This is a genomic window from Cupriavidus sp. GW821-FHT07C08, from assembly GCF_059419025.1.
The window spans coordinates 16,950-34,188 of the sequence record NZ_JBWKQZ010000022.1; the positions used below are offsets into that span (position 1 = coordinate 16,950).

17 protein-coding genes are annotated in these 17,239 nt (G+C 69.0%); 5 read left to right on the forward strand and 12 right to left on the reverse strand.

The genetic code is table 11. From position 1 onward, the window contains the following. Positions 1 to 179 precede the first annotated feature (179 nt). The 7 genes from AC07UK_RS24745 to AC07UK_RS24775 all read right to left on the reverse strand — a co-directional run bounded on the left by AC07UK_RS24745 (position 180) and on the right by AC07UK_RS24775 (position 6,288). On the reverse strand, positions 180 to 1,418 hold the full coding sequence (locus tag AC07UK_RS24745) for a UbiH/UbiF/VisC/COQ6 family ubiquinone biosynthesis hydroxylase (protein WP_436223034.1): 1,239 nt from the start codon (positions 1,416 to 1,418) through the stop codon (positions 180 to 182). After that, on the reverse strand, positions 1,399 to 1,878 hold the full coding sequence (locus AC07UK_RS24750) for a hypothetical protein (protein ID WP_436220842.1): 480 nt from the start codon (positions 1,876 to 1,878) through the stop codon (positions 1,399 to 1,401). Before AC07UK_RS24750 ends, AC07UK_RS24745 begins: the two co-directional genes overlap by 20 nt. Continuing rightward, entirely contained in the window at positions 1,875 to 3,278 is a 1,404-nt protein-coding gene (locus AC07UK_RS24755) for an aminopeptidase P N-terminal domain-containing protein (RefSeq protein ID WP_494687752.1), read from the reverse strand. Before AC07UK_RS24755 ends, AC07UK_RS24750 begins: the two co-directional genes overlap by 4 nt. Positions 3,279 to 3,382: 104 nt before the next feature. Next, a complete protein-coding gene (gene murU, locus AC07UK_RS24760; RefSeq protein ID WP_436220843.1) occupies positions 3,383 to 4,126 on the reverse strand; it encodes an N-acetylmuramate alpha-1-phosphate uridylyltransferase MurU in 744 nt (247 codons plus the stop codon). Further along, positions 4,126 to 4,449 carry an AzlD domain-containing protein gene (locus tag AC07UK_RS24765; protein WP_436220844.1) on the reverse strand — a complete coding sequence of 108 codons (324 nt, stop codon included), beginning with the start codon at positions 4,447 to 4,449 and terminating at the stop codon, positions 4,126 to 4,128. The genes murU and AC07UK_RS24765 overlap by 1 nt, the downstream gene beginning before the upstream one ends. After that, on the reverse strand, positions 4,446 to 5,249 hold the full coding sequence (locus AC07UK_RS24770; protein WP_494687751.1) for an AzlC family ABC transporter permease: 804 nt from the start codon (positions 5,247 to 5,249) through the stop codon (positions 4,446 to 4,448). The genes AC07UK_RS24765 and AC07UK_RS24770 overlap by 4 nt, the downstream gene beginning before the upstream one ends. Before the next feature lie 4 nt (positions 5,250 to 5,253). Beyond that, on the reverse strand, positions 5,254 to 6,288 hold the full coding sequence (locus tag AC07UK_RS24775; RefSeq protein WP_436220846.1) for an aminoglycoside phosphotransferase family protein: 1,035 nt from the start codon (positions 6,286 to 6,288) through the stop codon (positions 5,254 to 5,256). 210 nt (positions 6,289 to 6,498) lie between these two features. Between AC07UK_RS24775 and AC07UK_RS24780 the strand changes: the two genes are divergently transcribed. The 5 genes from AC07UK_RS24780 to trpS all read left to right on the forward strand — a co-directional run bounded on the left by AC07UK_RS24780 (position 6,499) and on the right by trpS (position 13,516). Further along, complete coding sequence (locus AC07UK_RS24780; protein WP_494687750.1) at positions 6,499 to 8,940, forward strand: LPS-assembly protein LptD; 2,442 nt, start codon at positions 6,499 to 6,501, stop codon at positions 8,938 to 8,940. Between the two features lie 9 nt (positions 8,941 to 8,949). Continuing rightward, a complete protein-coding gene (locus AC07UK_RS24785) occupies positions 8,950 to 10,425 on the forward strand; it encodes a peptidylprolyl isomerase (RefSeq protein WP_114134916.1) in 1,476 nt (491 codons plus the stop codon). Between the two features lie 29 nt (positions 10,426 to 10,454). Beyond that, entirely contained in the window at positions 10,455 to 11,558 is a 1,104-nt protein-coding gene (pdxA, locus tag AC07UK_RS24790) for a 4-hydroxythreonine-4-phosphate dehydrogenase PdxA (RefSeq protein WP_013955593.1), read from the forward strand. A 17-nt stretch (positions 11,559 to 11,575) separates the two neighbouring features. After that, positions 11,576 to 12,418 carry a 16S rRNA (adenine(1518)-N(6)/adenine(1519)-N(6))-dimethyltransferase RsmA gene (gene rsmA, locus AC07UK_RS24795; RefSeq protein ID WP_035824601.1) on the forward strand — a complete coding sequence of 281 codons (843 nt, stop codon included), beginning with the start codon at positions 11,576 to 11,578 and terminating at the stop codon, positions 12,416 to 12,418. Positions 12,419 to 12,481: 63 nt separating this feature from the next. Continuing rightward, the gene (gene trpS / locus AC07UK_RS24800) at positions 12,482 to 13,516 is read left to right on the forward strand and encodes a tryptophan--tRNA ligase (RefSeq protein ID WP_013955595.1); all 1,035 of its coding nucleotides are present in this window, start codon (positions 12,482 to 12,484) and stop codon (positions 13,514 to 13,516) included. A gap of 52 nt (positions 13,517 to 13,568) precedes the next feature. Here the strand turns inward: trpS and AC07UK_RS24805 are convergent, their stop codons facing one another. The 5 genes from AC07UK_RS24805 to gmhB form a co-directional block, all read right to left on the reverse strand. Continuing rightward, complete coding sequence (locus tag AC07UK_RS24805; RefSeq protein WP_436220848.1) at positions 13,569 to 14,474, reverse strand: DMT family transporter; 906 nt, start codon at positions 14,472 to 14,474, stop codon at positions 13,569 to 13,571. 12 nt (positions 14,475 to 14,486) lie between these two features. Beyond that, complete coding sequence (gene gloA / locus AC07UK_RS24810) at positions 14,487 to 14,894, reverse strand: lactoylglutathione lyase (RefSeq protein ID WP_013955597.1); 408 nt, start codon at positions 14,892 to 14,894, stop codon at positions 14,487 to 14,489. 84 nt (positions 14,895 to 14,978) lie between these two features. After that, entirely contained in the window at positions 14,979 to 15,833 is an 855-nt protein-coding gene (locus tag AC07UK_RS24815; protein WP_436220849.1) for a M48 family metallopeptidase, read from the reverse strand. After that, complete coding sequence (locus tag AC07UK_RS24820; protein WP_011614553.1) at positions 15,830 to 16,594, reverse strand: lysophospholipid acyltransferase family protein; 765 nt, start codon at positions 16,592 to 16,594, stop codon at positions 15,830 to 15,832. The genes AC07UK_RS24815 and AC07UK_RS24820 overlap by 4 nt, the downstream gene beginning before the upstream one ends. Positions 16,595 to 16,638: 44 nt before the next feature. Further along, positions 16,639 to 17,226 carry a D-glycero-beta-D-manno-heptose 1,7-bisphosphate 7-phosphatase gene (gene gmhB, locus AC07UK_RS24825; protein WP_494687749.1) on the reverse strand — a complete coding sequence of 196 codons (588 nt, stop codon included), beginning with the start codon at positions 17,224 to 17,226 and terminating at the stop codon, positions 16,639 to 16,641. Between the last annotated feature and the right edge of the window lie 13 nt (positions 17,227 to 17,239).

Sequence of the window (17,239 nt, forward strand, 5' to 3'; positions counted from 1 at the left end):
AAACGGAAAAACATGCCCCTGCCGAAACTGCTGCCGGCGTTGGATCGGGACATGTGCGAGGGCAGGATTCTACCGCCAAACCGTCGCCATTGCCCAAGATTTGAGCATCCGGATCGCATCCGGGCAGGGTCGTGGCGCAAATGCCGCCACGCGCGTGGCGCTTGCGCCACTGCCTGAGGTCAGTGGCGCATTCCGAACATCATGTGGCGCGCCAGCGCATGCCGCAGCGGCGGCAGGCAGGCCAGCGCGGCCAGCGACGCGCCCCGCGCGTGCGCGGCCAGCGGGTAGGCGATGCCGAACACGCGCGGCAGCAGGTCGGTCACGCCGATGGTGACGGCGCGGTCGAACCGGTGGCGGCTGGCGAAGGCTTGCAGCGCCTGCGGCGTGCAGGCGCTGCGCAGCGAATCGGCCAGCGCGAAGGCGTCGCGCAGGCCCAGGTTGAGCCCCTGGCCGGCCACCGGGTGCAGCGTTTGCGCGGCATTGCCGACTGCCGCCACGCGGCCGTTGACGGTCACCGGTGCGGCATTCAGGCCGAGCGGGAAGGCATGGCGCTTGCCGGCCAGCGTGAAATGGCCCATGCGGTCGCCAAAGGCCCGGCCCAATTCCGCCGCGAACTCGGCTTCCGGCAACGCGATGCGCCGCGCGGCCTGGTCCGGCGGGCAGCACCACACCAGCGCATAGCCCGAAACGCCGTGCTCCTCGTGCGGCAGCAGCGCCAGCGGGCCTTCCTCGGTAAAGCGCTCCCAGGCCCAGCCCGGCTGCGGGCGCGAGCAGGTCACATGGGCGATCACCGCGGTCTGGCGGTAGTCGCGCGTGCGTGCGCCGCGGCCCTGGTGGGCGGCCTGCTGGTGGAACAGCCCGCCCTCGGCCTGCACCACCAGGCGCGCGGACAAGTGCGCCACCTGGCCGTCGTGGCCGGTGCCGGCCAGTTGCACGGTGCCGGCATCGGGGTCGTCCGCGGCGCGCGGCGCGGGGTCCTGTGCGATCTGGTCGATGCGGGTCTCGAACACGCGCTGCAGCCGGCCTTCGCCCGCCACCTGCGCGGCATGAGCGAGCGCGCGCTCCAGTGCCTCGCACAAGTCGCCGTAGCGCACCACGTAGCCGAGCGCCGGCACGCCGTAGTCGTCATGGTGCAGCCGGACATGGCCGAAGCGGCCGCGCTGCGAGACATGGATGTGCTCGATCGGGCTGCCGGGCACCGGCCAGGCGCCGATCTGCTCCAGCAACTGGCGGCTGCCATGCGACAGCGCGATCGCGCGCGGATCGCGCGCGGCGCGCGCCGGGGTGGCGGCATCGACCAGCGTCAGGCGCCAGCCGGTAGTGCGCAGCAGCTGGCAGGCCAGCGCCAGCCCGACCGGGCCGCCGCCGACGATGGCGATGTCGCGAAGGCCGTGGAAATCAGGCTGCGCGGCCGGCATCGTCGCTGCCTCCTGCATGACCTGCATCCGCCTCCGCTTGTGCTGCCGCATCGCGCTTCCAGCAGATCGCATCGGAGCGCGACTTGCCGGCCGCGGCGTCGCGCAGCGCGTTCTCGAGCTTCTGATGGTTGAAACCCGGCAGTGCGCGCAACTGCTCCAGCAGTGCCACATGGTTGGCGGCATTGAGCGGCGCCACGCAGCCCTGGCCCGAATCGGGCGTGCCGATCAGGATCAGCCAGGCCGTGCCGGCCCAGGGCGCGCGGTCGGACACCCGCACCACCACGCGCTCGAGCGCGTCCCACGCGACTTCCTCGCGCTGGCCGTCGGGGCGGTGCACCACCACGCGGTCGTCGTACAGGTTGATGATGAAGGGTTCGGACGGATCGGGCCGGCGCGTGCTGCCAGCATTGCTGCCGCTGCGGGCCTGGCCCGGAAAGATCCTGCGCAGCCAGCCGATCATCGCAGACCTCCGGCAGCATTTGCGTTATCGCGCATCAGCGCCTCGATCTCGTCGGCCAGCACCGGCACGCCGCGCGTGATCAGCTCGCAGTCGCCGTCGGTGACCACGGCGTCGTCCTCGATGCGAATGCCGATATGCCAGTAGCGCTCGGGCACGTCCTCGGCCGGGCGCACATAGATGCCGGGCTCGATGGTCAGCACCATGCCCGGCTGCAGCGGCCGCCACGGGCGCTCGCCCTCGCCGCCGTGGCTGGCCACGCGGTATTCGCCCACGTCATGGACATCCATGCCAAGCCAGTGGCCGGTACGGTGCATGTAGAAGCGGCGGTAGCTGCCGCTGGCGAGCACGTCGTCGAGCGTGCCTTCCTTGTTGCGGTCGAGCAGGCCGGTATCGAGCATGCCCTGCGCCAGCACGCGCACGGCGGCGTCATGCGGCACGTTGTAGGGCACGCCGGCGCAGGTCTCGGCAATGGCGGCGTCCTGCGCGGCCACCACCAGGTCATACAGCTCTCGCTGCGCCGGCGAGAAGCGGCCCGACACCGGGAAGGTGCGGGTGATGTCCGAGGCGTAGCCGTCGAACTCGCAGCCGGCATCGATCAGGCAGAGGTCGCCGTCCCGCAGCTCGGCGGGGCCCGCGCGGTAGTGCAGCACGCAGGCGTTGGGACCGGCCGCGACGATCGAGTTGTAGGCCACGCTCTGCGCGCCATGGCGGCGGAATTCATAGAGCAGTTCTGCTTCCAGGTGGTATTCACGCAGCCCGGCGCGGGTGGCCTGCATGGCGCGCACATGGGCCCCGGCGGAGATCTGCGCCGCGCGGCGCATGGTGGCCAGCTCGCCCGCATCCTTGAACAGGCGCATTTCATCGAGCAGGGTGCGGATGTCGAGCGCAACCGACGGCGCGGCCACCCCGGCGCGGCCCTGCATGCGCACGGCGTCCAGCCAACGTCGCATCTGCACGTCGGTGCGGGTCGAGTCGGCCAGCGGGTAGGCAATCTGCGCGCGGTTGGCCAGCAGCGGCGGCAGCGCGGCATCGATCTCTTCGACCGAATGCGCTTCGTCAAAGCCAAAGGCGGCGCGCGCGCCGTCCGGGCCGAAACGGAAACCGTCCCAGATCTCGCGCTCTTCATGTTTGGGGCGGCAGAACAGGATGCTGCGGTCGGCATCGGCGGGGTCGCCCGGCGCGCCGGCCACCAGCACCAGCACGGCATCGGGCTCGGTAAAGCCGCTCAGGTAATAGAAATAGCTGTCGTGCCGGTACGGGTAGTCGCTGTCGCGGTTGCGCATGGCTTCCGGCGCCGTGGGCAGGATCGCCACGCCGCCGCCGCCGGCGCGCAGGTGCTGCAGCACACGGGCGCGGCGGTCGCGGCAGGCGGCGAGGAGGGCATTGTCGGGTGAGGACATGGTAGGGCCTGGGATGAGGAGGATCAGGCCGATTCTACCGCCGCTGGCGCCTTGCTGGCCGCGGGATCTTCCGGGCGCCTTGCCAGCCTGCCCAGTCAGTCGGCTTAGCGCCCGTGCGCCGCCACAGGCGCTGCTGCCGCAAGCGCCGCATCCAGCTCGGCCAGCTGCGCCGGCGTGCCCACGTTCTCCCAGCGTCCGTCGAAGCGTTCGCCGGTAGCGGCGCCGGCCTCGATGGCCTCCCAGTAGTAGGGTGTCATCGGCATTTTGGTGCCAGGTTCGATGGCGGTGAAGAGGCGCGTGTCGTACAGGCCGATATTGCCGAATGTCAGCCGTTCGCCACCGTTGGCCAGTGTCCCGTCGAGCGTCAGCAGGCCGTCCGGTTCCAGGGTGAAGTCGCCGTTCGGGTGAAAATCCGGATTGGGCACCATCACCAGGTGCATGCGCGGGGCGGGCGCGCCGGCCATGTCGTGCGCGCGAGGCAACAGCCTGCGGAAGTCGTAGTCGCAGAAAATGTCGCCCGACACGGCCAGGAAGATCTCGCCGCGCTCCGGGTGCGCGGACAGCAGCGGCAGGGCCTGTGCTATGCCGCCGGCGGTTTCCAGCGCAGTGCCCTCGGCAGAATAGGCCAGCCGCACGCCGAAACGGCTGCCGTCTCCCAGCGCGGCTTCGATCTGTGCGCCCAGCCAGGCATGGTTGATGACGATGTCGCGCAGGCCGGCACGCGCCAGCGCCTCGATCTTCCAGACGATCAGTGGCTTGCCGCCCACCGCCAGCAGCGGCTTGGGGCAGGAATCGGTCAACGGACGCATGCGGTCGCCGCGGCCGGCGGCGAAGATCATGGCCTTCATCAGAAGAGAGCCTCCAGGGCAAGCAGCGCGGTCATGCCACCGGCGATGGTCCAGCCCACGCTGCGGGTTCGAGCGGCGATCAGGATGGCCACCACGCCGGCCACCAGCCGCGCGTTGGCGGGGGTGAGGGCAAGCTCGCCATGCTGCATCAGCAGGTCAGGGGCGATCAGCGCCGACAGCATCGCTGCCGGCACGAACTGCAGCGCGGTGCGGAACCACGACGGCAGCCGCACGCGGCCTTCCACGGCGATGAACGACAGGCGGATCAGGAAGGTCGCCAGGCCTGCGGCAAGGAAGACCCACAGCAGGGTCATCGCACTCATGCGGCCTCCTTGCCGGCCGGTCCGCCTGGCGTGGCATCGGCGCCACGGCTGGCCGGACGTGGCCCGGGTCGGCTGCCGCGGCCCAGCACCAGCATGCCCACGGCAATGCCGCCGAGCGCAGCCACCATCAGCCCGAGCTTGTGCGGCAGGCTGTAGCAGGCTACCGCCAGCACGCTGGCGGCCAGCGCCGCGGCCACGTGCGAGCGGTGCTTCAGGCCCGGCACGATGATGCCGATGAAGGTCAGCGGCAGGAAGAAATCCAGCGGCCAGTCGCGCGGCACCTGGGCGCCGACCAGCACGCCGGCCAGCGTCGACAGCTGCCAGCTGGCCCACAGGGCGAAGCCGCCGCCGAAGTAGTACCAGTGGCGGTAGCGGGCGCGCGGGCCGCTGTCGCCAAGCCGGTGCGTCATCGCGGCAAAGGCTTCGTCGGTCAGCAGGTAGGCGATCAGCGCTTTCCAGCGCCGCGGCAGGTGCGCAAGCGTGGGCGCGATGGTGGCGGAATACAGCGCGTGGCGCAGGTTGACCATGGCCACCGTCAGCGTGATCACCACTGCCGGGGTGCCGGCGGTCCACAACTGAGTCAGGATCATCTGCGAGGCGCCGCCGAACACGACCACGCTCATCGCCCAGGCCAGCCACGCCGGCATGCCGGCGCCGACGGCCAGCACGCCGTAGATCAGGCCGAACGGCACCACGCCCAGCAGCATCGGCGCGAGCGCGCGCGCGCCGGCCAGCCATTCGCCGGCGGCGGTGATGGCGGGCGCGTGGTGGTCGGGCAGAACCGGCTCGTTGTCGGGCACGGCGTCAGAACGTGTAGCCGGCCGGGCTGGCCGCGCCTTCGAGCGCGTCCAGCAGCCTGATCAGCTTGCGCAGTTCGGTGTAGCGGCCGGCCACCTGGCGGGTGTACTTCATCACCAGCGGCAGGTTGGCCAGGTAGCCGTCCTTGCCGTCGCGGTGGTACAGGCGGGCAAAGATGCCCAGCACCTTGAGGTGGCGCTGCAGGCCCATCCACTCAAAATCGCGATAGAACTCGCCAAAGTCGGCGTTGACCGGCAGGCCGGCCTTGCGCGCGCGCTCCCAGTAGCGGATCAGCCAGTCCAGCTGCTGCTCTTCGTCCCATTCGATATAGGCGTCGCGCCACAGCGAGACCGCGTCGTAGGTGATCGGGCCGATCACCGCGTCCTGGAAGTCGAGCACGCCCGGGTTGGCGCCGCCGTCGAGCACCATCAGGTTGCGCGAGTGGAAATCGCGGTGCACGTAGACCTGCGGCTGCGCAAGATTATTGGCGAGTAGCGTTTCCGTCACTTCGTGCAGGTCAGCCTTCTGGGCCTCGGTCAGGCTGGCTCCCAGGTGCTTGGCCACATACCACTGCGGGAACAGGTCGAGCTCGCGCTGCAGCAGCGCGCGGTCGTAGGCCGGAAGCTCGCCGGGGCGGGTGGCGGCCTGGATGCGGACCAGCGTGGCGGCCGCGTCGGCATACATGCCGTGGGCGGTGGAATCATCGAGCCGCGACAGGTAGGTCTGGTTGCCGAGGTCGGCCAGCAGCAGGAAACCCTGCTCCAGGTCCTGCGCCAGCACGGTCGGCACGGTCACGCCGGCCGCGCCGAACAGCCCGCACACATGGATGAACGGGCGGCAGTCCTCATGCGCCGGCGGGGCGTCCATCACGATGGCGGTGGGATGCGCCGGATGGCCGGTGCTGACGCGGAAATAGCGCCGGAAGCTGGCGTCGGCCGAGGCGGGGGCGCAGGAATCGGGATCGGCGGACCATGCCGGGCCGAGTCCGGATACCCAGGCCTTGAGCTGGTCCAGGCGCGGGTCGTGGGAGAGAGCTGCCATACAGATACGTGTGGGGAACGGGCGCAGAGTGGAAATGAAACCGAAAGTAAGCGGGAAGGGGACCCTAGGTTGCCCCGTATAATACCCGACCAGACCCGGGCGCCGGGTGGCCCCCGGGAGGGGCCATTCGGTGCCCCGCAGCCTGCTCCGGCAGGGGCTGGCGGCTTGCAGGCGGGCCGCAGCCGACGCCGAGACTGACAACCCGTGCGAATGACCGAACAACAACGATCACCGAACAACAGGGCCTTGCCTTCGCCTGCCCCAACCAGCGTTCCTGCCCGAGCCAGGCGCGCCGGCGGCCTGCACGCGGGCGCGCTGCGGCCGCTGGTGCTGGCCATGGCCAGCCTGTCGGCCGGCGCACACGCCCAGATGTCCGGTTCGGCGATCCCCGATCTCGACCAGGTCGAGCCGGTGTTCGAAGCCGCGCCGAAAGCGCCGCCGCTTCCGGTGGAGTCCGGCGAACTGGTGCCGCGGCTTGCCGAACCCGGCAAACAGTCAGACGCCGGCCCCGGCGGCCCGACCTTTATCGAGGCCGACCGCATGACCGGCTACAGCGAGCGTGGCGTCGAGCTGGAAGGCCACGCCGAGCTGCGCCGTGACGGCGGTGCGATCAAGGGCGACAAGCTGACCTACGACCAGGACACCGACGAAGCCTTCGCGCAGGGCAATGTACGGATGTCGCGCAGCGGCACGCTGGCGGTCGGCCCCGAGGCGCGGATGAAAGTCGAGGCCAACGAAGGCTACATGCTGTCGCCGGACTATTATTTCCAGCAGACCGGCGGCACGGGCAAGGCCGAGCGCATCGACTTCCTGGACAAGGACCGCAGCACCGCCAGGCACGCGTCGTACACCACCTGTTCGCCCGACAACGCCGACTGGTACTTCAGCGCGAACCGGATCGACCTGGACAACGACCGCCAGGTGGGCGTGGCCTACGGCGGCGTGCTGAACTTCTTCGGCGTGCCGATCGCGGCGGCGCCGGCGTTCAGCTTTCCGCTGAACGACGAGCGCCGCAGCGGGTTCCTGGCGCCGCTGATGGGCTACAGCTCGCGTTCGGGCTTCGACCTGACCACGCCGTACTACGTCAACATTGCGCCGAACCGCGACCTGACCATCTATCCGCGTCTGATGACGGAGCGCGGCCTGCAGCTTGGCGGTGAGTACCGTTACCTTGGCCAGGGCTACAACGGGCGCCTGCGCGCCGAGTTTCTGCCGGACGACAAGAAGACCAATTCGAACCGCTGGGCCTACTCGGTCCAGCATAACCAGAACCTGGCCAAGGGTCTAAATGCCTACCTGAACGTGAACCGGGTATCGGACGACCAATACCCGGACGACTTCAACCGCAGCGTTGCGCAGTCCGCGCAACGCCAGTACCTGCAGGAAGGCGGCGTTACCTACAACTGGCAGGATTTCACGGTGCTGGCGCGGGTGCAGAAGTTCCAGACGCTGCGCCCCAGCGAGCCGTCGTACGAGCGCGTGCCGCAGCTCAACGGCAAGTACATCCGCTATGACCTGGGCGGCTTCGACGTGCAGGTGGAAGCGGACTACACGCGCTTCCGCATTCCGCTGACGTCCACCGGCTTCCAGCAGCCGCAGGGCGAGCGCATGTATATCCAGCCGAGCATCAGCTACCCGATCGTGCGGGCGGGATGGTACGTGACGCCGAAGGTCACCTTCAATGCGACCCAGTACCAGATGGAGGCGGCCTCCAACACGCCTACGGCGCAGAATAATTTCTCGCGCGTGCTGCCGACCATGAGCCTGGACTCAGGCATGACGTTCGAGCGCGAGGCACCGACGGTCAGCCGCCTGTTTGGCGTGAACTATGTGCAGACGCTCGAGCCGCGCCTGTTCTATGTGTACACCCCGTTCCGCGACCAGAGCCAGTTCCCGCTGTTCGACACGGTGCAGTCCGACTTCGGCTACGGCCAGATCTTCAGCGAGAACCCGTTTACCGGCTACGACCGCATTGCCGACAACAACAAGCTGACCGGCGGCCTGACCACGCGCCTGATCGAAGCCGACACTGGCATCGAGCGCTTCCGCGGCACCATCGCGCAGCGCTACGACTTCACCGGCCAGCGCGTGCAGATCAACGGCACGCTGGCGGATCCCAAGGCGGGTTTCTCGGACCTGCTGGCGGCCACCACCATCCAGATGTTCCGCGGCTATTACCTGGATGCGGGCGTGCAGTACAACCCGGACAGCGACCGGATCAACTACGGCAACGTGGCGCTCTCTTACCGGCCCGAGTCGCGCAAGGTGATCAACGCTGGCTACCGCTACCGCCGCCCGACCTCGGTGACCGACAACACTGCGATCGACCAGTTCGAGGTGTCGAGCCAGTGGCCGATCACGCGCCGTGCCTACGGCATCGCACGCTTTGCCTTCGACCTGACTGCAAGCCAGATGGTCGACGCGCTGGCCGGCGTCGAGTACGCCGCCGACTGCTGGGTTGGCCGCGTGGTCTACCAGCGCTTCCGCAACACCACGAATGGCTACACCGGGCGGGTCTTCCTGCAGGTGGAGTTCCGTGGCCTTTCCAAGATCGGTTCCAACCCGTTGAATATCCTGCGCCTGAACGTGCCCGGCTATGAGCCCGTATCGGCCAAGCCGGTGCCGACGACCCAGTTCGATCACTATGAATGACGGATTACGATGAAACGTCAAGAATTCGCCGTGTTTTCCTTTCTCCTGACGTCCTGGCACCGCTTGCTGCTGCCGGCCGTACTGGCCGCCATGGCGGTGCCGGCTGCCGCGCAGCTCAAGGCGCCCGGGACGGCGCCGCGCTCCACCGGCATCTTCGTGCCGCAGGCGTCTGACGTCGCGGCGCCGTCGAGCCAGCCCAAGCTGGGCGTGCCGCCGGCAGGTGGCCAGAAGCGTTCGCAACTGGTCGACGAAGTGGTTGCTGTCGTCAACAACAGCGTGATCACGCGGCGCGAGCTGCTCGACCGTGCCGACGAAATCGAAGGCCAGCTGCGTACCGCCGGCCGCCCGGTGCCCGCCCGTGCCGACCTGCTGGGCGAGGTGCTCGAACGCCTGGTCATGGAACGCGTGCAGACCCAGGCCGCACAGGATGCCGGCATCCGCGTGACCGACCAGGAAGTCGACCGCGCCATTGAATCGGTGGCGCAGCAGAACCGGCTGAACGCGACCGAGCTGCGCCGCCGCGTCGAGGCCAGCGGCATGACCTGGACCAAGTACCGCGAGGAGCTGCGCAAGCAGGTGCAGGTGATCCGCCTGCGCGAGCGCGAGGTCGACTCCAAGGTGCAGGTCTACGACGGCGAGATCGACAACTACCTGGCGGCCCGCGGCGGCCGGGGCGCCGCCAGCGGCCCGACCGAATACAACGTGGCGCAGATCCTCGTGCGCGTGCCCGAGAATGCCTCGGACGCACAGAAGCAGGCGCAGCGCGCCAAGGCTGAAGGGCTGCTCAAGCAGGCCCAGGGCGGCGCCGACTTCGCGCAGCTGGCGCAGGCCAATTCCGAGGGCGCCGAGGCGGCCCAGGGCGGAGCCATGGGCTTCCGCGAGATCGGCCGCCTGCCGGTACAGTTCGCCAACGCCGTGGTCGACCTGCAGGCTGGCACAGTGGCGCCGCAGGTGGTGGAAAGCGCCGCGGGCTTCCATGTGGTCAAGCTGGTGGCCAAGCGCGCGGCGCCGGCATCCAGCCCGGCCGCGGCCTCGAAGATCACCCAGACCCAGGTGCGCCACATCCTGATCCGCACCGGCCCCAACATGCCCGAGGCCGAGGCGCGCCGCCAGCTCGGCACGCTGCGCGACCGCATCACCCACGGCGGGGATTTTGCCGACGCGGCCAAGCGCTTCTCGCAGGACGGCTCGGCGCAGAACGGCGGCGACCTCGGCTGGGTGTCGCCGGGCGAGCTGGTGCCCGAGTTCGAGCAGGCCATGAGCCGCCTGCGCCCGAACGAGATCTCGGAGCCGGTGGTCACGCAGTTCGGCGTGCACCTGATCCAGGTGCTCAACCGGCGCGAGACCGAGATGTCGCCCGAGAAGCAGCGCGACTTCGCCCGTGCCGAAGTCCGCGAACAGAAGCTGCGCGCAGCCTATGATGACTGGGTGCGCCAGCTGCGTTCGCAGGCGTATGTGGAGTACCGGATCAACCGGCAGCGCTGAAGCGCCTGCCCCAGATCCGCCGACCTGACATGCCCGACCCGCTAGCCCTAGCCATCTCGACCGGAGAACCCGCCGGCATCGGTCCCGATATCACCATCGGGGCGTTGCTGCAGCTGGCGGGCGCCAACAATGGCGTCGGCGGCGGGCAATACCGCTTCCATGTGCTGGGCGATGCCCGCCTGCTGGCCGATCGCGCCGCGGCGCTGGGCGCCACGCACGCCTGGGAGCGGCGCATTGCCGACGGCGACGTGGTCGTCGAGGACATCCCGCTGGCGGTCGCGTGCGAGGCCGGGCGGCTCGATGCGCGCAACGGCCCCTATGTGCTGAAGCTGCTCGATGCCGCCATCCGCGGCTGCCGCGCGCGCGGCAGGGCCGCGCCCCGGTATGCCGCAATGATCACGGCGCCGGTGCAGAAGAGCACCATCAACGACGCCGGCGTGCCCTTCACCGGCCATACCGAATACCTGGCCGACAGCGCCCGCGTACCGCGCGTGGTGATGATGCTGGCCGGCCCGCAGCCCGCGCACGACGGCGCCATGCTGCGCGTGGCGCTGGCCACCACCCACCTGCCGCTGCGCGCGGTGCCCGATGCGCTGTCCGTGCCGCTGCTGGTGCAGACGCTGTCGATCATCGATGCCGACCTGCGCCGCTACTTCGGCATCTCGCGGCCGCGCATCCTGGTCACGGGCCTGAACCCGCACGCCGGCGAAAGCGGCCATATGGGCCGCGAAGAGATCGACATCATCATGCCCGCGCTGGCGCAGGCAAAAGATGCCGGCATCGACGCGCGCGGGCCCTTTCCGGCCGACACGCTGTTCCAGCCGCGCCACCTGCGCGATGCCGACTGCGTGCTGGCGATGTACCATGACCAGGGGCTGGCGCCACTGAAGTACGGCACCTTCGGCCACGGCGTGAATATCACGCTGGGGCTGCCCTTTATCCGCACCTCGGTGGACCATGGCACCGCGCTCGACCTTGCCGGCACCGGCCAGGCCGAACACGGCAGCATGATCGAGGCCATCCGCAGTGCGGTCATCATGGCCGGCCACGCCAATGGCCGGCGCCCTGGCAGCAACGGTGCCACGGGCAGCCATCCTGGCCACACCCATTCCGGCCCGCAGCCGCCATGCTGAAGCTGGACGAATAACCCATGCGTTCAAACGTGCACCAGGGCCATGTGGCCCGCAAACGATTCGGGCAGAACTTCCTGGTCGACGACACCATCATCCACGGCATCGTCAATGCCATCAGCCCCCAGGCCGACGACGTGCTGGTCGAGATCGGTCCCGGCCTGGGTGCCCTGACCACCCCGCTGCTCGAACGGATCCCGCAGATGCAGGTGGTGGAACTCGACCGCGACCTGGTCGAGCGCCTGCGCCGCCGCTACGGCGAGCGTCTGCAGGTCCACGCCGGCGACGCGCTGGACTTCGACTTCGGCAAGCTGGAGGTGCCGGGGCGGCCGCTGCGCATCGTCGGCAACCTGCCGTACAACATTTCCAGCCCGCTGCTGTTCCACCTGATGGACTTCGCCGACCAGGTGCGCGACCAGCACTTCATGCTGCAGAAGGAAGTGGTGGAGCGCATGGTGGCCGAGCCCGGCAGCAAGGCCTTCGGCCGGCTCTCGATCATGCTGCAGGTCCGCTACTACATGGAGCATGTGCTTGACGTGCCGCCGGGCAGCTTCAACCCGCCGCCCAAGGTCGATTCCGCCGTGGTGCGCATGATCCCCTGGCCGCGCCACCTCGATGGCCGGCTGCGTTCGCCGCATGCCGATTGCGACATCACCGTGCTCGGCGACGTGGTCACCGCGGCGTTCTCGCAGCGGCGCAAGGTGCTGCGCAACACGCTCTCGTTCCTGCGCGACCAGGTCGATTTCGATGCGATGGGCTTCGACCTTGGCCGCCGCGCCGAGGAAGTGCCGGTTGGCGAGTATGTCGAACTGGCCCGGCGCCTGGGTGGCACGCCATCCGGCCAGGCCGGACAGGCCGCCTGAGGCCCGCGCATCCCGATTCCCGAATCCCGAATTTCCCGCGACTATTTCGTGCAAGACCGTCCCATGACAGCCCAGACCCAAACCAACCGGCGTCCCGTGATCCTGACCGGCGACCGTCCCACCGGCCCGCTGCACCTTGGCCACTATGTCGGCTCGCTGAAGAGCCGCGTGGTGCTTCAGGACTCGCATGAGCAATACGTGCTGCTGGCCGACACCCAGGCCATGACCGACAACGCGCACGATCCCGACAAGGTGCGCCGCAACGTGCTGGAAGTGGCGCTGGACTACCTGGCCGTGGGCATCGACCCGGCCAAGACCACCATCACCGTGCAGTCGCACCTGCCGGCGCTGGCCGAGCTGACGCTGATGTACCTGAACTTCGTCACGGTGGCGCGGCTTGAGCGCAACCCGACCATCAAGGAAGAGATCCAGGCGCGTGGCTTTGGCCGCGACATCCCGGCCGGCTTCCTGTGCTACCCGGCATCGCAGGCCGCGGACATCACCGCCTTCAAGGCCCACGTGGTGCCGGTGGGCGAAGACCAGGCGCCGCTGATCGAGCAGACCAACGAGATCGTGCGCCGCATCAACCACCAGGTCGGCCGCGAAGTGCTGCCCGAATGCAAAGCCCTGATCCCCGAGTTCGGCCGCCTGCCTGGCGTGGACGGCAAGGCCAAGATGAGCAAGTCGCTGGGCAACGCGATCGCGCTGGGGGCCTCGCCCGAGCAGATCAAGGCCGCGGTGCACAGCATGTACACCGACCCCAACCACCTGCGCGTGTCGGACCCGGGCCAGGTCGAGGGCAACGTGGTGTTCACTTACCTGGATGCGTTCGATCCCAACACCGAGGAAGTCAAGGCGCTGAAGGAGCACTACCAGAAGGGCGGCCTGGGCGACATGGTGCTCAAGCGCCGCGTCGAGGGCGTCCTGCAGGACATGCTGGCCCCGATCCGCGCGCGCCGCGAAGAACTGGCCAAGGATCCGGACTATGTGTTCGACATCCTGCGCCAGGGCACCGCGAAGGCGCGCGCACTGACCCAGCAGACGCTGGACGAAGTGCGCGACGCGCTCGGCATGTTCTCGTTCGAGGCACGCCGCTGAGCGTCAGGCAGCGGCGGCTCCGGCCGCCGCCGTATTACGGTAGACGCGCCGCTCAGGCGCGGCGATTGACCAGCACGATGCCGGCCAGCACCAGGAGTGCCGCCACGGCAAAGCGCGGGCCCACCGCGTCGTGCATCAGCACCACGCCGAAGGCAACCCCGAACAGCGGCGTCAGGAAGGAAAACACTGACAGCCGCGACGCCAGGTAGCGCCGCAGCAGCCAGAACCAGATCAGGTAGCTGGCAAACGCGATCAGCACTGACTGGTAGAACAGGCTCGCCAGCACCACCCCGTCGATCTGCACGGTTGCGGTCTGGCCGGCGGCCACCGCCATCGCCAGCAGCATCACCGCGGACACCCCCAGCTGGTACAGCAGGGTCTTGCTGGCCGGGGCGCTGGCCAGCGGGCTGGCGCGCACCACCACGGTGGTGGCGGCCCACAGTGCGCCGGCGAGGATGCCAAGCGCATCGCCCAGCAGCGTGCTGCCCTGTGCCGACGGCGCGGCAATGCCATCGGCAAAGGCCAGCGCCATGCCCGCGAACGCGAGCGCCACGCCCAGCCATTGCCAGGTGTGGAGCCGCTCACCCGGCACCACGAAATGCAGTCCCAGCGCGGTGAAGATCGGCGCGGTGTACAGGAACACCGCCATGCGCGAGGCGGTGGTGTGGCCCAGCCCGACGAAGATGCAGAAGAACTCCGCGCCGAACAGCAGCCCGGCCAGCAAGCCGGCGTTCAGCGTGCCGTCGCGCCGCCACAGCGGCGTGCCACGCCAGGCGGCAAAGCCGAACACCAGCAACGCCGCCACCGCCGAGCGCACGCCGGCCTGCAGCACCGCGCCCATCAGCGGCGCGGTGACCTTGATCACCACCTGCTGCAGGCCCCAGGCGGCGCACAGCACCACCATCAGGCCCACGGCGAAGCCGTCGAGCGGCTGCCGGGCCAGGCTTTGCGTGCTCATGGCGAGCGTGCGTCAGGGACGGCTGGCGTCGCGGGTGGAATGGCGCTCGATCAGCTCGATCTTGTAGCCGTCCGGGTCTTCGACAAAGGCGATCACGGTGGTGCCGCCCTTGACCGGGCCGGCTTCGCGCACAACCTTGCCCCCGGCGGTGCGGATGCGCTCGCAGGCGGCCGCGGCATCGTCGGTTTCCAGCGCGATATGGCCGTAGGCCGTGCCCAGGTCATACTGGTCGACGCCGTAGTTGTAGGTCAGTTCCAGCACCGCGGTCTCGCTCTCGGGGCCGTAGCCGACGAAGGCGAGGCGGTACTTGTACTCGGGGTTGTCGCTCTGGCGCAGCAGCTGCATGCCGAGCACGCGCGTGTAGAAATCGATGGAGCGCTGCATGTCGCCGACGCGCAGCATGGTGTGGAGGAGTCGCATTTGAGGGCCTTCAACTGTTTTAGGTATAGGAAGGCGCCATTTTAGTGCGTTTGGCCGAAACGTACCGGCCCGCTCCCCGCCCGCTCAGAAGGTCGGCAACAGCTCGGGCGGGTGTGCCCGCAGTTGCGCGCGCGCATCGCGGAACTCGGGGAAGATCGATTCCACGGTCTGCCAGAAGCGCGGGCCGTGGTTCATTTCCTTCAGGTGCGCCAGCTCGTGCGCGGCGACATAGTCGATCATCGACAGCGGGAAATGCATCAGGCGCCAGTTCAGCCGGATCTTGCCGTCGGCGGTGCAGCTGCCCCAGCGCGTGGCGGCCGAGGTCAGCGCAAAGCCGGTGTGGCGCACGCCCAGCTTGTCGGCATAGATATCGAGCCGCTCGGCCAGCAGCCGGCGCGCCTGCTGCTGCAGCCAGCCCTGCACGCGGTCCTTGATCTGCTGCTCGTCGGCATGGCCCGGCAGCGCCAGGTGCAGCACGCGGCGGTCGGCATCGAACAGCAGCGCGCCGAGCGGCGACTCCAGCGACAGCGTCAGCGGCTGCCCCAGGAAGGGCAGGCTGGCGCCGTCGCGCCATTGCACCGTGGGCAGGATGCGGCGCGACTCGCGGTGGCGCCACTCGCCCAGCTTGTTGAAGATCCAGCGCTGTTTTTCCAGGATGGCCGACTCGATGTCCGCCAGCGTGACCCAGCGCGGCGCCGTGATCGACAGGCCGCGGTCGTCGATGGTGAAGCCGATGGTACGGCGCGCCGAGCGCTTGAGCGTGTAATGCAGCGGCCGTTCGCCGATGCGCAGCAGGCGAGCATTGGGTTGCGGCACCGGCCATGCGGGCTGCTGCGGGGGCTCTTGCGCAAGCGGGGCCGCAGGCTGCGGCGCCTGGGCGGACTCCGCCAGAGGCAGCTCCAGCTGCGCGCCGTCGGCGTCGGGTCGCAGCAGCTTCATGCGGCGGGCCCGCCCGGAGCCGCGCTCCGGTAGCTCTGCGGATCGATGCGGCGCATGTCGCGCTCGATCCATTCCGCCACCTCCTGGTTGAGCTGGTCCGCGGTCTTGTTGGCCGAGGCGATTGCCGGGCCGACCGAGATCGTCACCATGCCCGGGTGCTTCAGGAATGAATTGCGCGGCCACACCCGGCCCGAGTTGACCGCCATCGGCAGCACCCAGGCGCCGGTTTCCACCGCCAGGCGCGCGCCGCCGCTCTTGTAGCGCGCCTTCTCCAGGCCCGAAGGCGTGCGCGTGCCTTCCGGGAACATGATGATCCAGGCGCCTTCGGCCAGCCGCTCGCGGCCCTGGCGCGCGGCCGAGGCAAAGGCGCGGGTGCCTTCCTTGCGGTTGATATGGACCATCTTCAGCATGCCCAGCGCCCAGCCGAAGAACGGCACCAGCAGCAGCTCGCGCTTGAACACGAAGCATAGCGGCTTGGGCATCAGCGCCACGTAGGCCACGGTTTCCCAGGCCGACTGGTGCTTGGACAGCAGCACCACCGGCTTGTCGAGCATCACGTCCATATGCTCATGGCCTTCGATGCGGTACTGGATGCCGCAGATGCCGCGCGCGGCCCAGATCACCAGCAGGGGCCAGCCGCGCACGAAGCGGAAGCGCTGGTCGGCATTCATGAACGGGAACACCAGGAAGCAGGCGCAGGCGTAGGGTGGCGTCAGCACCAGCAGGTACAGCGCAAACAACAGGGAACGAAGAAACGTCATGCGGGGGGCGCGCGGGGGTGCGAATAGGGAATGGATGCGGGCGGTTAGCCGGCGCTATGAGCGGGCGGGCGCTGTGCGCCGCCGTTGCCGGTCAGCCAGCGTGCAAACGCGCGCAGGTCGTCGTGTACCTGCGTGCCCGGCGGCAGGCCACCCTGGTCGAAGGTCTTCTGGCCTTTGCCGCTGCGCACCAGGTGCGGCGCGCAGCCAACCGCCACGCCGGCTTCCAGGTCGCGCAACGAATCGCCAACGATGGGCACGCCGCGGAGCTCGATGCCGAAGCGCTCGCTGATCTGCTCCAGCATGCCCGGCTTGGGCTTGCGGCAGTCGCAACCGTCCGCGGCGGTATGCGGGCAGAAGAACACCGCGTCGACGCGCCCGCCCAGGCGCGCGAGCAAGGTGTGCATCTTCTCGTGCATGGCGTTGAGCGCGCTCATCTCGAACAGCCCGCGGCCGATGCCGGACTGGTTGCTGGCGAGGACCACGCGGTAGCCGGCCTGGTTCAGCGCGGCGATGGCCTCCAGGCTGCCGTCGATCGGCACCCATTCATCGGGCGTCTTGATGAACTGGTCGCTGTCGAGGTTGACCACCCCGTCGCGGTCCAGGATGACAAACTTGGGCGGCGTCTGCGGCATGTGCGGCTCCGGT